This is a genomic window from Streptomyces beigongshangae (genome assembly GCF_019710745.1).
Classification (GTDB): domain Bacteria; phylum Actinomycetota; class Actinomycetes; order Streptomycetales; family Streptomycetaceae; genus Streptomyces; species Streptomyces beigongshangae.
In genome coordinates, this window is record NZ_JAHKJW010000022.1 from 135,155 (window position 1) to 150,313 (window position 15,159).

The following is a 15,159-nucleotide window of genomic DNA, read 5'->3' on the forward strand; positions in this document are numbered from 1 at the left end:
CGTCCGGTGTCCCGCGGCGCGGGTGCGTGGTGACCCATCAGCGCATCCAGCCTTCCCCTCCCGGTCGGGAATCCCCCGCCGCCCCGCCCCGGCGGGACACGCCGGGAGGAGTCCGTGACGCAGCCCGCCGACTGTGCCGACGCATGTCTGCCGATCCGTTCGGACATGGATCTGGTGTGGGTACGGCAGCATGTCCGGCGGACGGCGGCACAGCTCGGTTTCGGCCTGGTGGAGCAGACCAGACTGGTCACTGCGGCGAGCGAGCTGGCCCGCAACACCCTGGTGCACGGCGGAGGCGGAGTCGTGGAGTCCACCTGCCTGACGAGCGGACGCGTACGGGGGCTGCGTCTCGTCTTCGCCGACGAGGGTCCGGGCATCCCGGACCCGGACCGGGGCTCCCTCGGGGCCGGTCGTCCCTCCGGGGGCGGCCTGGGGATCGGGCTGGGCGGCACCCGGCGCCTGGTGCACGAGTTCTCCGTCGAGAGCGCGGCCGGGACGGGCACCAGGGTCACGGTGGCCAGCTGGGCCGCGACACCGCCGCGCGGGGCGCCGTGATGCCGCGCGTCCGGGACGTGCCCGCGCGCGGGACGGCGCGCACCCGAGGCACCGGGACCGCGGCGGAGCGTCCGGCCGGTCCCGACCGTGCCCCGTCCCCCGACGCGCGCCCCGCGTCCCCCGACCCGGCTGCGGCCGCCGCCACGACGGCGCGTGACGCGAGCAGCTCCGCCCGGCCCGTACGGTACGACTCCGCCGTACCGGCCCCCACCCCGTCGGACCGCACACCATGACTCGTACCTGGCACATCACGACCGTCGTCGACGCCGCGCGGGCGCGTATCGGCACGACACGCATGGCGGCCGCGTACGGCGTGCCCGCCGTGGAGCGGAGCCGGCTGGCGGCCGCCCTCAGTGTGCAGCTGCGGCAGTGCCTCACCAAGGGCGGCACCTGGCGGCTGGACCTGGAAGCGGCCCCGTCCACGGCCGCGGACGGGCTGCTGCGGGTCACCGTGACCGCGTGCGGCGACGCGGACACCGAGCCGCAGCAGCCGTGGTGGCTGGCGGTGGCCTGCGCCGGGGACACGGACGCACCGGACACCGGGCCGGTGGCGGACGACCCCGGGACGCTGGCCGAAGGGCTGCTGGGCGCCGACGAGGACACGGCCCTGGTGCTGGAGAAACTCGGAGAACAGGAGGAGTTGGTCGTCTCCCACCGGGAGGAGCTCGACCAGACGAACCAGGGCGTCCTGGCGCTGCACGCCGAGCTGGACGCGGCCGGCCGGGCCCAGCGCGACCTCTACGCCGCCGAGCGCGCGGCACGGACCGAGGCGGAGACGGCCCGCCGCAGGCTGACCTTCCTGGCCGACGCCAGCGCCGTGCTGACGGCCTCCCTCAACCACGACGAGATCGTCCGCCGGCTGCAGGGCCTGCTGGTCCCGGAGTACGCGCGCGGTGTCGACGTCTGGCTCCTTGATGAGGAGGAGGAGGACGAACCGCCGAACGCCTCCCGTCCGGCGGCCGCGGTGGCCGCGGCCCGCAGCGGACGCCCGCAGTACGCCGCCGACCATCCGGGCGGCCTGCCCGGCGTGGACGACCGGCCTCCCCCGGCGCAGCGTCCCGAGGTGCCCCTGCTGTGCATCCCGCTGTCGACGCACCGGACACCGCTGGGCGTCCTGATCCTCGAACCGCCGGGAGAGCGGTGGAACGCCGACGACGCCGTGATGCTGATCGAGCTCACCCGCCGGGCCGGTGTCGCGCTGGACAACGCCCGGCGCTTCGAGCACAACCGCGACATCGCCGAGACGCTGCAGCGGGCGCTGCTCACGGACCTGCCCGCCACCCCGGGGCTGCGCCTGGCCGCCCGCTACCTGCCGGCCACCCGCGGCCTGAACATCGGCGGCGACTGGTACGACGCCTTCCGTCAGCCCGACGGCAGCCTGATCACCGTCGTCGGTGACGTGACGGGACACGGGCTGCGCGCCGCCGTCATGATGGGCCAGCTGCGCACCGCGCTGCGTGCCTACGCCGTCGACGGGGGCACCCCGGGCCAGCTCCTCACGCGGCTGCACATCTTCCTGCACCACCTGCAGCCCGACCTGTACGCCACGGCCGTCATCGCGCGTTTCCACCCCGACGACCCGACCCTCACCTGGGCCGCCGCGGGCCACCCGCCGCCCGTGCTGCGCACCCCCGACGGACGGGTGCACACGCTCGACGCCAAGCCCGGCGCCATGCTCGGTATCCCGCTGGAGCAGCGGATCCGGGACCACCACGTGACCCTCACGCCCGGTTCGACCCTGGCGCTCTACACGGACGGCCTGGTCGAGCGGCGCGCCCAGGGCATAGACCCCGGCATCCGACGTCTGGCCGCGGCACTGGAGACGTTCCGTTCCGCGGACCTCGAAGCCGACCTGGACGGCTCGGCCGACCGTCTCCTGGACCCGCTGCTGCGCGACTCCGAGCGGGACGACGACGTGTGCCTCCTGCTGTGCCATCTGCACGGCGGCGCGGCGGAACCGGCACGGCCCCCCGCCGAGCCGTCCCCCTGAACGGACGGACCGGACGGACCTGGCGGAGCCCGGTGTCCTACCCGTCCCGTGGCGGCGGCTGCTGCTGCCGGAGGAGGGTCCGGGCCCGGGCCCGGTGGAAGGCGAGCAGTCCCTGCCGCAGGGAGTCGCGCTCGGTCTGGGCCATCGCCTCGAACACACCGGCGAGGCTCAGGGACCGGCGCCCGGTGACGTCCGCCAGGAGCCGGCGCCCCTGGGAGGTCACCACGAGCTGCACCTCACGGCGGTTGTGCGGCTGGACGGTCCGGCGCAGCAGCCCCGCGGCTTCGAGGCGGTCGCACAGGCGGCTCGCGGTGGGCAGGGCTATCCCCAGGTGCTCGGCCAGCGTGGTGAGGTTCAGCTCCGGCAGCCGGCGGACGGTCTGCAGCGCGAGCAGCTGGCGCGTGGACAGCCGGGGGGTGGCGTCCTCCGCCGCGGCGAACCACAGCATCACCAGGCTCTCCACCGTGTCGAGGAGCTGGTCGGCGAGCGTGTCCGGCTGGTGGCCGGGACCCTGTTCGCACCCCATGGCGCGGTCAGCGCTCACAGGCCGTGACGTGCTCCCGGACGTGCTCCCGCCGTGACCGTCTTCTCGGAACACGAACCGTGGACGCGGACGGACGGCGGGACGCCGTGGGCGGAAAACAGGGGGATCCGCTCCGACACGTTCGGTTTCGGCGGGAATCCGGCACGGGGGTGATCACACGCACTTCTCTTTCAGTCAACTCCGGCCTGGACAGTGGTCACGTACGTCGGCCCTACCCGGAGAACCGGACCGTACACGGGCTGCCCGGTCCCAATGCGCGTACGGCCGGACCGCCGGTAACCACGAACGGCCCGGACCCCTCCCTCCCCGCGTGCGTGATGCGGGGAGGGAGGGGTCCGGGCCGTCCCGGCGCCGGGAGGGTCAGCCGGTGGTCAGCGCGCCCTTCAGCACGGTGATCGCCTGGCCGATGGCGGCGCGGGCCGCGTGGGTGCCGGCCAGGGCGTTGAGCATCACGAAGTCGTGGATGATGCCCTGGTAGCGGACCGCGGTGACCGGGACGCCGGCCTCGCGGAGCTTGTTGGCGTACGCCTCGCCCTCGTCGCGCAGGACGTCGGCCTCACCGGTGATGACCAGGGCCGGGGGCAGCCCGGTGAGCTGCTCGGTGGTGGCGCGCAGCGGGGAGGCGGTGATCTCGGCGCGCTGCTGCTCGTCGGTCGTGTACTGGTCCCAGAACCACTGCATGCCGTCGCGGCGCAGGAAATAGCCCTCGGCGAACTGACGGTAGGAGCCGGTGTCGAAGGAGGCGTCGGTGACCGGGTAGAAGAGCACCTGCTGGACGAGCGGGACGTCGCCGCGCTCCTTGGCCATCAGGGTCAGGGCCGCGGTCATGTTGCCGCCGACGGAGTCGCCCGCCACCGCGATACGGGAGGCGTCGAGGCCGTGGTCGGCGCCGGCGGTGACGATCCACCGGGCGACGGTGTAGTTCTGCTCGATGGCGACGGGGTAGCGCACCTCGGGCGAGAGGGAGTACTCGGGGAAGACCACCGCGGCGCCCGTGCCGACGGCCAGTTCGCGCACCAGGCGGTCGTGGGTGTGGGCGTTGCCGAAGACCCAGCCCGCGCCGTGGATGTAGAGGAGCACCGGAAGGGTGCCGGTCGCTCCGGCGGGGCGGACGATCCGTGTGCGGACCTCACCGGTGGGGCCGCCGGGGACGGTGATCCACTCCTCGTCGACGTCCGGTTTGGCGATCTCGCCCGACTGCACCTCGTCGACGGTCTTGCGGCCCTCGACGGGGCCGAGGTCGAAGAGGTAGGGCGGATTCGCGGTCGCCTCGACGAACTCCGCGGCGGCGGGTTCGAGGACGGGACGGGGGCCGGTCGTGTCGGTCATGGCGATCTCCTCGGATCTGGTGCCGTGGGCTCGCTCCGCCGGCGGACTTCGCCAGGAGTGGCGGCACGTCCACTACAGTAGCTCACGACTTAGTCGTGCACAACTTATTAGGGCGCGATACGATAGGGAGAGCCCGCCGATAGGGTGGAGATCACCGGGTACGGGCGAGCGGCCGAACACCCCGGCCCGGAGCACGGACACAAGGAGGTACGCCGTGAGCACCGCCGGAGCCGACCCCGTACAGCGGGACCCCCTCCCGCCGGCCCGGGAGGAGCCGCCCGCGCCGGCCGGGGAGGGCTCGCTCCTGCTGGACGACCAGCTCTGCTTCGCCCTCTACGCGGCCTCCAGGGCGGTCACCGCCCGGTACCGGCCCCTGCTGGACGAGCTGGGACTGACCTATCCGCAGTACCTGGTCATGCTGGTGCTCTGGGAGCGGGACTCGATCTCCGTGCGGGACCTGGGCCGCGCCCTCCAGCTGGAGTCCAGCACCCTCTCGCCGCTCCTCAAGCGCCTGGAGGCGAACGGGCTGCTGCGGCGCGAGCGCCGGGCCGAGGACGAGCGCTCCGTCGCACTGCGGCTCACCGACGCCGGGGTGCGCCTCCAGGACCGGGCCGACGCGGTCCCCCTCGCGATGGGCGACGCCATGGGCCTGACCCCCGAGCAGGACGCCCTGGCCAAGCAGCTGCTCCGGCTGCTCACCGCCAACGTCGGCACCCTGTAGGGCGTGACCCGACGCAACCGACCCCGCGCAGGGACGGGGAACGCATGGCACCCGCCCTCCCGGGACGCACCCTGCCCCAGACCGCCCTGCTCGCGGCCGCCACGCCCGCGACGGCCCGTGCCGCCGAGGGCCGGTGCACGTCTGCTTCCGGCGCTCCGAACCCGGGGTCGTCCTCGGCTCGACCGACTCGGGCGTCACCAACCCGGCCAGGGGCGACGGCACGACCCTCCTCGACGAGATCTGGGCCGGCGCCCCGTTCGCCTCCGAGGCCGTGCCGGTCGCGCGGGTGCGGACCACTGTCGCCCCCTGGGTGCCGGCGGGCCTCCTGGGCGCGGCCGACGGCCGGCGGGTGGTGACGACGGCGCAGAACACGTCGTGCGTTCCCTGAGCCGTCCCCTCAGCCGTCCCGGGACGGACACTTCCGGACAGACGGGGAGACGCACGTCACATCCACCCGTGTCACACACGCGGCGCCGCGTCCGTCCTTGAGGTGTAACTCGCCGACACCGCAGAGGAGCACCCCATGGAAGCCCGTCTCGACCTCATGACCAAACCGGCCGCGGCCACGTTCGTCAAACACCTCACCTCGGCAGGCAAGGTCGTCTCGGACCTGGCCCTGCCCGCCACGGTCCAGGAGCTGGTGAAGATCCGCGCGAGCCAGATCAACGGCTGCGGTTTCTGCACCGACATGCACACCAAGGAGGCCACCGCGGCCGGGGAGACCCAGGTACGGCTCAACCTCGTCGCGGCCTGGCGGGAGGCGACCGTCTTCACCGAGGCCGAGCGTGCCGCGCTCGAACTGGCGGAGCAGGGCACCCGCATCGCGGACGCGGCCGGCGGGGTCACGGACGAGGCGTGGGAGAACGCCGCCAAGCACTACGACGAGGACCAGCTGGCCGCGCTGGTGTTCCTCATCTCCCTCATCAACGCCTTCAACCGGGCGAACGTCCTCGTCCGGCAGCCCGCCGGGGACTACCGGGTCGGCCAGTTCGGATAACCGCGGGAGGCGTCCTCGCCGACGGCGTCGCCGACTCCCGCCGCGGGGTCCGGGTGCCGCTCGATCGGTCCGGCCGCGGTCAGGCGCTCAGCGCCGGTGTGCCGCTCGCGCCTGCGGTGTTCTGCACGAGGCGTACTGTCGCCCTCCGGCCGCGCGCGCCATGCTTGGCCCGACGGACTGCCACGCGCCGACCGACGGAGCACGCATGACGACGGACAGGGGTACGCGGATCGAGGTCAGGCCGGTCGCCGGGCACATCGGCGCCGAGATCACGGGCGTCGACCTGGCCGGCGGCCTGGACGACACGGCGGTCGCCGGCATCCGGGCGGCGGTGCTGCGCTGGAAGGTGGTGTTCTTCCGCGGGCAGCACCTGGACCACGCCGCGCACGTCGCGTTCGCCCGGCGGTTCGGCGAGCCGGTCCGCCTGCCGCGGCGCGGCGGCGCCTCCCCCGCGGACGTCCCGGAGATCGAGACGACGGCCGACCGGCTGGAGCTCGGCGGCCGGTACGGCATGGAGCACGACGAGTGGCTGCGCAGGCGCCGCCACTCGCTGCTGCGGGGCTGGCACTGCGACCACGGCGCCCGCGTCGATCCGCCGGCCGCGACCGTCCTGCGCGCCGAGACCGTGCCTCCGTACGGCGGCGACACCACGTGGTCCGACCTCGCGGCCGCCTACGCGGGACTGTCGGCCCCGCTGCGGGACTTCGTCGACGGGCTGCGCGCCGAGCACCGTCTCGGGGTCGGCTACCAGGCACGGCCGGGCGAGGACGCGTACGTACGCCATCTGCTGGAGCGGCAGGTCGCCTCCGAGCATCCGCTGGTGCGGGTGCACCCCGAGACGGGTGAGCGCGTGCTGTTCGTCAACGGCTACTACGTCGAGCAGATCCTGGGCCTGTCCCGCGCGGAGGGCGCTCCGCTGCTGGAGATGCTGCTGGGCCAGGCGACCCGGCCCGAGTACACCGTGCGGTTCCGGTGGGAGCCGGGGAGCGTGGCCTTCTGGGACAACCGGGCCACCATCCACCTGGCTCCGGGGGACACGGCCCACCTGGAGCACCCCCGGGTCATGCACCGGGTGATGCTCGCGGGCGACGTCCCGGTCGGCGTGGACGGCAGGCCGTCGGTCCCCCTGGTGGGCAGCGAGCCGCACCGCTGGTGAGCGGCGGACGGGGCCGTCCGGCCCTGCCCCGGCCGGCCCTCCTCAGCCGGTTCCCGGGGACAACCGGCTGTAGTAGAAGCCGTGGTCGGAGTGGACGGTCCTGCGCACGCCGGTCCCGTGCCAGCTCCCGGGGCTCCGCGCGCCCCAGGTGAACAGGTAGTCGAGCTTGCGGCCGTCGTCGTAGGTCGGCCGGGCGTACGGCGGCCCGCTCCCGCGCGGGCCGTCCGCCTCGCGGCCGTCCTCGTACAGGACGTCCAGTTCGGGCGCGCCGGGCAGGGCGTTCAGGTCGCCGGCCAGGACGACCGGGCCGTCGGCGCCGAGCGCGCGGACGCCGTCCGGTCTCCAGCCGTCGCGGAGGAACCGGGTCTGCGCCCGCCGTTCCCCGTCCTTCGTGCGGCCGACGCTCAGGTGGGTGCTGCACGCCGTGACGGACGGACCGGACCTCCCTTCTCCGCCCGGAGCGCGGACGACGGCGCAGATGACGCCCCGCTCGCCGCCCCTGCCGTCCGGGTTGGGCAGCAGCGCCGGCGGCAGGATCCTCGGCGCCGAGTGGAACAGCAGGGCGTTCCCGTACGGCTGGCCGTCGGCGCAGTCCGTGCCGGTGTCGACGAAGGCACTGCGCAGGCCCAGCTCCCGCGCGAACCGCTCGCCCTGGGCCCGGCAGACCTCCTGGAGGCCGATGAACAGCCACCGGTCCATGCCGCCGGGGACGAGTTCCCGGACGGCTTCGGCCTCGTCCCTGATCCAGTCCCCGGCGTCGCCCCGGTGGCCGATGTTCCCGTAGATGTTGAACGTGCCGACGTAGTGGCCCGGGGAGGCGGCCGGTGCGGCGGCCCCTTCGGGCGCAGCGGGCCTCCCGGGCGCGGCGCTCCGCGCGGGGAGGGCAGCCAGTACGCACATCAGGGCGGTGGCGATCGCCCTGGCCGCGCCGCGCCCGCCCGTACGACGCGTTGTCATGGAGGTGACGATACCCACGGGGGTGCCGGGTCGGTCGGCCGGAAGCGCCGGATGTGACGCGGCCCCGCTCCCGTGGCGACCGCGGCCCCACCGGTACGGGGGCCGGTGTCAGCGGCGCCGGTAGAGCGTGATCGAGTGGCCGACGTCGTCGACGGGTGTGCTGGTGTCCAGCAGCGCGGCCAGCCGGCCGTCGGCCTTCGCCGCCGCGGAGCCGGAGACGACGAGCAGTCCGTGCACCTCGCCGAGGGGGGCCTTGAGCGGGTCGGCCGCGTCGATGCCGTAGTACGACGGCACGCCCGCGCCCTTGTGGACGAGCCAGACCCGTTCACCCGGGCGGTGCCGGCGGAGGTGGTCCGCCAGGCGGCCCAGGTCCTGGCCCCAGTCGACGTTCGAGTCGTGCAGCCGCAGCCGGGTCTTCGAGGGCCCGCCGAACGCCTCGTTGGAGTACGGCAGGTAGTACGGGTACGTGCGCAGCGAGCTGACCGCCACGAAGCAGACCAGCGCCGCCGTCGCCCAGTGGGCCGGGCGACGGCGCAGGAGCGTCGCTCCCGCGGCGGCGACGGCCAGGGACATGGGCACGAACACCGCGTACCGTACGCCGAGGTCCCGCGCGCCCTGCGTGGAGACGGCCAGCAGCACGGCAGCGGGGGCCAGCACGTACGGGGCCGCGGGGCGCAGCCGGCGTACGGCCAGGAGCGTGACGGCGCCCGCGGTCCACAGCGCGAGCGCGCCGAGCGGGGTCTTCACCAGGAGCGCGGCCGGCAGGTAGTACCAGAGCGACCCCTCGTAGAGCCGCCCGAACAGGAAGCCCTGCCAGATGTCGTACTCGAAGCCGAACTGGATGCGCATGCCGTCCCGGTAGGGCTCGGGGAAGGGCAGCCGGGCCGCGACGAGGCCGCGCGTCCCGCGGATGTCCGGCACGTTCCCGGGCGCCGTCCAGCGCAGCCGCGGGTCGACCACGAGGTAGGCGGCCCACACGACGGCGACCGCGACCAGCACCATGCCGGCGGCGCAGACCGCTCCGTACACGAGGAGTCCCGTACGGGCGCGCCCTCCGGCCCCGGGGGTCCGGCGGGCGCGCCGGACCGACAGGACGCCCAGCAGCGTCAGCACCGGGATCATCGGCAGCACACTCATCTTCGTGGCCGCGGCGGCGCCGAGGGCCGCCCCGGCGAGCGGCAGGTACAGGAGGGGCCGCCGCCGGGCCCGCCACACCAGCCACACGGAGGTGAGCAGGAAGCCGGCCGCCGGTACGTCGAGCGTGGCCAGCGAGCCGTTCGCGACGACGTCCGGGGAGAACGCGTACAGGGCCAGTGCCACGAGTCCGCCGACCGGTCCGGTCAGGTCCCGGGCGAACGCGAGGACCACCAGCCCGAACAGCAGCGTCAGGGCGATCACCGGCAGGCGTGCCAGCAGCATCAGGTGCCCGGGGTCGTTGCCCGACTCGTAGAGCACGTGCCGGCCGAGCGCCGTCTGGCCGCCGGAGAAGGCGGGATCCGGCGGGCGCGCGTCGGCGAACACCAGGCCGGCGGCGATGACCAGTTTGCCCAGGGGCGGGTGTTCGGGGTTGTGGCGGAAGCTGCGTTCCGCGAGGTACACCTCGGCCGTGGCCACGTACACGGGTTCGTCGATGGTGGGGGTCTGCTCGACGGCGGCGGTGACCATCGCGACCGCCATCTGGGCGAGGAGCGCGACGACTGCCGTCGCGTACGGCCACCGCCGGCGTCGCGCGTGCCCGACGTACCGCGTGAGCCCGCCCAACCGGCCGGGCCGGTCCGGTCGTTCACCCGCGGCGGCCGGGTCCGGCGGGCGCGGGGCGGCGGGCCCGGCACCCGTGGGCCGGGGGGTGCGCGGCGCGTTCATGCGGCACAGCCTTCCATCAACCCCCTTCTCGCGTGACGTTCTCGGACCGGCGGAGCAACAACTGTTGGGGGGCCCGTAACCGTTGTGACTCCTGTGGCCTCTTGGCACGCGGGTGAAAAACAGGGACCCTGAACTGCACATGCCATAAAGGGCGTTGGCCTGCACAGGGCCGATGAGGAGGACACTTGTGAACGGCAGACCGGCATCGAAGTGGTTCGGATCGCGGCGCCTGGGCCGGAAGTCGCTGGGCGTCCTGGCGGGCGCCGCGGCTCTGGTCCTCGTTTTCCCGGCCACCGCCCTGGCGGCCCCGCCCCCCGCGCTGCCCGCCAACGCGGAGAACCTGGACCGGACGTACCAGCCCGGCTACGACTACGACGGGGACGGCTGCTACGCCACGCCGGCCATCAGCGCCGACGGGACCGTCAACGCCGGGCTCAACCCGAGCGGTGCCGTGAACGGCCAGTGCCGTGACGCGTCGGACCTCGACAACGTCAACACCTACTCGCGCTCCAAGTGCAACAACGGCTGGTGCGCGATCGTCTACGCGTCCTACTTCGAGAAGGACCAGGCGGTGGCCGGCAGCGGGCTGGGCGGGCACCGCCACGACTGGGAGCACGTCGTGGTCTGGGTGCAGAACGACCAGGCCCAGTACGTCTCGACGTCCGAGCACGGCTCGTTCGTGGTCCACAACCGCTCGGCGATCCGCTGGGACGGGACGCACGCCAAGATCGTGTACCACAAGGACGGGATCAGCACGCACTGCTTCCGCTCCGCGACCGCGGGCGACGAGCCGCCGGAGAACCACAAGGGAACCTGGCAGTACCCGGCGCTGGTCGGCTGGAACGGCTACCCGGCCGGGGTGCGCGACAAGCTGACCTCGTACAACTTCGGCAGCGCGACGCTCGGCATCAAGGACAGCACGTTCAACTCGCACCTGGCGTCGGCGAAGCCGTCGGGGATCTCCTTCGACCCCAACGCCTGATCACGCGCCGCCTCCGGGTGCCCTCCCGGCCCCCGGAGGCGGCGGTGTCCCTGCCCCGCCGGGTGCGCCGCCCCCGGGACGGTCCGGCAGGACCTCGGCGGCGAAGGCGGCGACGTCCCGGACGAACCGCTCGGGCCGCTCCCAGTACAGCGCGTGCCCGGCGCCCTCGTAGACGACGAGCCTCGCCCCGAGGACCGCGTCGACGATCCGCTGCTGGTCGGCCCGCGGCAGCACGGTGTCGGCGTCGCCCCAGAGCACCAGCGTGGGGACGAGGATGCCCCGCAGCGTGGCCGCGAGGTCCGTCTCCAGCAGGCCGCGCAGGGTCTCGCGCCACACCCGCGCGGGCACCTTGAGGTTCTCCCCGGCGAGCGTGGCGAGGAGCCCGCGTCCCAGGGGCCGGGCCGTGCGGGCGCCCAGCAGTTCCTCGGCGAAGGCACGCGGCACGGGGTCGCCGAGACCGCGGACCCTCTCCCGCAGCGCCTTCGTGCCGGGCTTGTCCGCGAGGGTGGCCGGTACGCCCGCCAGCACGAGACCCGCCACCCGGTCGGGGTGGCTGCCCGCGACCAGCCGTGCGGCCACGCCGCCGCTCGACGCACCGACCAGGACGGTCCGGCGGATCCCCGCGGCGTCGAGGAACTGCACGAGGTCGTCCGCGAAGTCCCGCGGACCGTAGCCGTCCGGGGGCCGTTCGGCGTCGCCGTGGCCGCGCTGGGTGGGGGCGTACCCGTGCAGCGCGCTGGGGAGCCGTCGCAGCAGCGGCTCGAACGCCCACCAGGAGTCCCCGAGGCCGTGCACGAAGACGACGGGAGCGCCTTGCGGGTGTCCCGCCTGCGCGTAGGGGAGGACGAGCCCGCTCCGCAGCCGGGCGGCCCGCACCGCGATCGTGCTCACGGCGGCCCTCCTGACGTCGGTCGGCCCCCTCGTGCGGACCGCCGTGCGGCGCGACGACCCCCCTCAGCGTAATGAGGGGCGCGGCGGCCCGCCCGTCCTCGACACGACGCGACGCGACGCGACGGACCACCGTACGGGCAGTGGTGCGGGCGGCGGCGCGGAGGCAGGGGGGCGCGGGCGGCGCGAGGCGCGTCACGTGACCTCCGCCGCCGGAGCGTAACGTGACTTGCGCCGACCCGGAGGAGCCGCCGGTGGCCCCCCGGCAGCGGCGATTTCAAGTCGATCACCCCGGTCCGGCGGCGGCCGCCCCGCGGGCACGGCGGACCGCACCCGTCCCTCCTCCTGGAGCCTCCCGGCCGCCTCCGCGCCGGCGGTCGGCGGCCGGTACGACCGGTCGAACAACCTGAGGCGCGTCCGGGACCGGGGGCGCGGCCCCGGCCGGCTCCCGTGGCCCCCCGGCAGGCGCCACTTCCGACCGGACCTGGCCCGATGCCTGCCGGCCGCCCCCGCGGACCCGCACGGTGTACCGGATACCGTGCGCGGACGCCGGCTCCCGCGCGGAAGCCCGCCCCGCCCGTGCCCCGCCGCCGTCCACCGTCCCCACCACCCCCGGAAGCCCTCTCCCGCTCGACGGACCGCAGTGGACCGGTGGCGCTCCGCAACACGATCAGGTCATGTCGATCGACCGTTCGGGTCACAACCCCCACCCTCGTGGGCTAGATTTCGAACGCCTCGATTCCGGACTCCATCGGAGGGGCGCTCTGAGGAGATTCTGGAGCGGCACATGCACCCCTTGGAAGTAGCCAGACCGGCCCCGCCCCTGATGCAGGGAGGACTCGCCGACAGTCTCTTCGAGACAGCCGAACGCGACCCCCTCCTGCCGCAGGCGGCCCGCCGCTCCGCCACCTCTCCCGCGACCTGGTCGCAGGTGACGGCCGGCGAGCTGCGGGACCAGGTGACGGACGTCGCACGGGGCTTCATCGCGGCCGGGATCTTCCCGGGCCACCGCGTGGCCGTCATGGCACGCACCCGCTACGAGTGGACCGTCATCGGCCATGCCCTGTGGACGGTCGGCGCCGAGATCGTCCCCATCGACCCGACCTCCTCGCACGAGCAGGTCGGGTGGATCCTCCGGGACGCGGGCTGCGTGGCCGTGGTGGTGGAGGACGAGCAGGGCATCATGACGGTCGGCTCGGTGTGCGCCGCGCTGCCGGCGCTGCGGAACGTCTGGCAGCTGGACGCCGGAGCCCTGGCGGACCTGGCGGAGGCGGGGCGGCCGGTACCGGTCACCACGGTCGAGTCCATGCGCCGGATCGTGCTGCCCGACTCGACCGCCGTCATCGCCTACACCTCCGGCAGCACGGGGGACCCCAAGGGCTGCGCGCTGAGTCACAGCAGCCTGGCGAGCCCCTGCGACACACTGCTGGCCGGGTGGGGGCACACCGCGGCACCCTCCGGGCAGCAGCCGGCCGTACTGGTCTTCCTGCCCCTCTCGCACGTCTACGGCCTCATGGTCCAGGGGCTGTGCATGCGGGGCGGGTTCCTCATGGGTCACGAGCCCGATCCGCGTACGGAGACACTGGCCGAGGCCCTGCTGTCGTTCCGGCCCACGTATCTCTGCGCCGTCCCCGAGGTCTTCGAGAAGCTGTACAAGAGGTTCCTCCGCATGTCCGAGGAGACGGGCCGCGGGGCCCTGTTCGAGCGTGCCGTCCGCACCGCGCAGGACTTCGCCGCGGCCACCGAGCGGCAGCGGCTCGGCACCGGCCCGGGCCCCGGTCTCGATCTGCGGTTGCAGCACGCCCTCTACGACAAGACGGTGTACCGCAGGTTCCGTGCGACCCTGGGCGGCAGGGTGGGCGGCGCCGTGTCGGGCGGCTCCCCCCTCAACCGCGAACTGGCGCTGTTCTACGCGGGGGTCGGGATCTTCGTCCACGACGGGTACGGGCTGACGGAGACGAGCGGCGGCATCACGGCGCAGCCCGTCGGCGGGGAGAAGTCCGGCACCGTGGGCCGGCCCCTGCCCGGCACGGAGGTCCAGGTGGCCGACGACGGGGAGATCCTCGTCCGGGGACCCTCGGTCTTCCAGGGCTACGTCAACGACGAGGCGGCCAACCGGGCCGCGTTCCGCAACGGCTGGCTGGCCACCGGCGACCTCGGCCGGCTCGACGACCAGGGCTATCTGAGCGTCACCGGCCGCAAGAAGGACATCATCGTCACGAGCGGCGGCAAGAGTGTGGCCCCCGCGGCCCTGGAGGAGCGCCTGCGGGCCCACCCGCTCGTCCACCAGGCCGTCGTGGTGGGCGACAACAGGCCCTGCGTGGGCGCCCTGATCACCCTCGACCCCGAGTTCCTGGCGCACTGGCGCTCGGTCCGCACCGTCGCGGACGGGACGGGCGAGGAGGACGCCCTGCGGGAGGAGATCAACCGGGCCGTGGGCGCGGTCAACTCCACGGTGCCGCGCTCGGAGTCCATCCGCGTGTACCGGGTGCTGCCCGAGCCGTTCGACCTGGCCAACGGGTTGCTCACCCCGTCGATGAAGCTGCGCCGGGACGCCATCGCACACCGGTACGCCGCCGAGATCGAAGCCATGTACCAGTCGTCCTCCCGCACGCCCCGGAGCCTGCCGCCCGCCGACCCGTACGCCTGGGACGACACGGACAACGTCTTCGGCTGACCGCCCCCACCCACCACGGCCCCCTCGATGGTCCGCCGGGGCGGACCATCGAGGGGGTCCGCCTTTTCCGGACCAAGGAATTGATCACGGAGTGGTCGTGCTTCTCCGCGGCGTGTTACCGGGTACTCGGCGCGCTCGTGCGACAGCCGACCGGCCGGAGCCGTCCCCGAGGGCCACCCCGAGAGCCGTCCGCGGAGGGCCTCCGGAAAGGCCCCCTCAAGGACCGCACGCGAGGGCGCGCAGAAATTTGTGTCGTGCACGCTTCTTGACGCCCCTTGATCGAGCGACTTACTTTCGCAGCGATTAAAACGATTCAAATCCCTGGGCCCTCAGGGGTCCTCTTTGTGCTGCCCCAAGAGCGGACTGGAACCATGAACGACCACACCGCAGTTCCGGGGACGGGTCTCCCGCGCCGGACCCTTCTCGCCGCGGCCGCCACGGCGACCGCCGCCGGCGCCGTCGACTGGGCGGCCCCCGGCCGGGCCGCGGCCGCCACCCCG

At 74.0% G+C, this 15,159-nt stretch carries 12 protein-coding genes and 1 pseudogene; 8 read left to right on the forward strand and 5 right to left on the reverse strand.

Annotated elements, in window-relative coordinates; translation table 11 throughout:
* The first annotated feature begins 165 nt into the window (after nucleotides 1-165).
* Both KM933_RS19190 and KM933_RS19195 read left to right on the forward strand, forming a co-directional pair.
* A complete protein-coding gene (locus KM933_RS19190; RefSeq protein ID WP_221353837.1) occupies nucleotides 166-555 on the forward strand; it encodes an ATP-binding protein in 390 nt (129 codons plus the stop codon).
* A 229-nt stretch (nucleotides 556-784) separates the two neighbouring features.
* Complete coding sequence (locus KM933_RS19195) at nucleotides 785-2,545, forward strand: PP2C family protein-serine/threonine phosphatase (protein WP_221353796.1); 1,761 nt, start codon at nucleotides 785-787, stop codon at nucleotides 2,543-2,545.
* A 37-nt stretch (nucleotides 2,546-2,582) separates the two neighbouring features.
* Here KM933_RS19195 and KM933_RS19200 read toward each other — a convergent pair whose 3' ends face one another.
* Together KM933_RS19200 and KM933_RS19205 are read right to left on the reverse strand one after the other, a co-directional pair.
* Nucleotides 2,583-3,089: a MarR family winged helix-turn-helix transcriptional regulator gene (locus KM933_RS19200; RefSeq protein ID WP_430727341.1), complete on the reverse strand. Its 507-nt coding sequence runs from the start codon at nucleotides 3,087-3,089 to the stop codon at nucleotides 2,583-2,585.
* Between the two features lie 360 nt (nucleotides 3,090-3,449).
* The gene (locus tag KM933_RS19205; RefSeq protein WP_221353798.1) at nucleotides 3,450-4,418 is read right to left on the reverse strand and encodes an alpha/beta hydrolase; all 969 of its coding nucleotides are present in this window, start codon (nucleotides 4,416-4,418) and stop codon (nucleotides 3,450-3,452) included.
* 304 nt (nucleotides 4,419-4,722) lie between these two features.
* Between KM933_RS19205 and KM933_RS19210 the strand changes: the two genes are divergently transcribed.
* From KM933_RS19210 to KM933_RS19225, 4 genes and pseudogenes are all read left to right on the forward strand, one after another.
* Nucleotides 4,723-5,139, forward strand: coding sequence for a MarR family winged helix-turn-helix transcriptional regulator (locus KM933_RS19210; protein ID WP_260333796.1), 417 nt, complete (start codon nucleotides 4,723-4,725; stop codon nucleotides 5,137-5,139).
* Nucleotides 5,140-5,269: 130 nt separating this feature from the next.
* A pseudogene (locus tag KM933_RS19215) lies at nucleotides 5,270-5,527 on the forward strand (hypothetical protein); the annotation flags it as partial.
* A gap of 135 nt (nucleotides 5,528-5,662) precedes the next feature.
* Nucleotides 5,663-6,136: a carboxymuconolactone decarboxylase family protein gene (locus KM933_RS19220; protein ID WP_221353802.1), complete on the forward strand. Its 474-nt coding sequence runs from the start codon at nucleotides 5,663-5,665 to the stop codon at nucleotides 6,134-6,136.
* A gap of 205 nt (nucleotides 6,137-6,341) precedes the next feature.
* Complete coding sequence (locus KM933_RS19225; protein WP_221353804.1) at nucleotides 6,342-7,292, forward strand: TauD/TfdA dioxygenase family protein; 951 nt, start codon at nucleotides 6,342-6,344, stop codon at nucleotides 7,290-7,292.
* A 42-nt stretch (nucleotides 7,293-7,334) separates the two neighbouring features.
* On the opposite strand, the gene KM933_RS19230 is transcribed toward KM933_RS19225, so the two are convergent.
* Complete coding sequence (locus KM933_RS19230) at nucleotides 7,335-8,249, reverse strand: endonuclease/exonuclease/phosphatase family protein (protein ID WP_221353806.1); 915 nt, start codon at nucleotides 8,247-8,249, stop codon at nucleotides 7,335-7,337.
* 108 nt (nucleotides 8,250-8,357) lie between these two features.
* Nucleotides 8,358-10,112 carry an ArnT family glycosyltransferase gene (locus KM933_RS19235; protein ID WP_221353808.1) on the reverse strand — a complete coding sequence of 585 codons (1,755 nt, stop codon included), beginning with the start codon at nucleotides 10,110-10,112 and terminating at the stop codon, nucleotides 8,358-8,360.
* A gap of 229 nt (nucleotides 10,113-10,341) precedes the next feature.
* Between KM933_RS19235 and KM933_RS19240 the strand changes: the two genes are divergently transcribed.
* Nucleotides 10,342-11,094, forward strand: a complete 753-nt coding sequence (locus tag KM933_RS19240) for an NPP1 family protein (protein WP_260333798.1) — start codon at nucleotides 10,342-10,344, stop codon at nucleotides 11,092-11,094.
* Here the strand turns inward: KM933_RS19240 and KM933_RS19245 are convergent, their stop codons facing one another.
* Entirely contained in the window at nucleotides 11,095-11,985 is an 891-nt protein-coding gene (locus tag KM933_RS19245; protein WP_221353812.1) for an alpha/beta fold hydrolase, read from the reverse strand.
* Between the two features lie 784 nt (nucleotides 11,986-12,769).
* Here KM933_RS19245 and KM933_RS19250 point away from each other — a divergent pair.
* Nucleotides 12,770-14,659, forward strand: coding sequence for an AMP-dependent synthetase/ligase (locus KM933_RS19250; RefSeq protein WP_221353814.1), 1,890 nt, complete (start codon nucleotides 12,770-12,772; stop codon nucleotides 14,657-14,659).
* The last annotated feature ends 500 nt before the right edge of the window (nucleotides 14,660-15,159 follow it).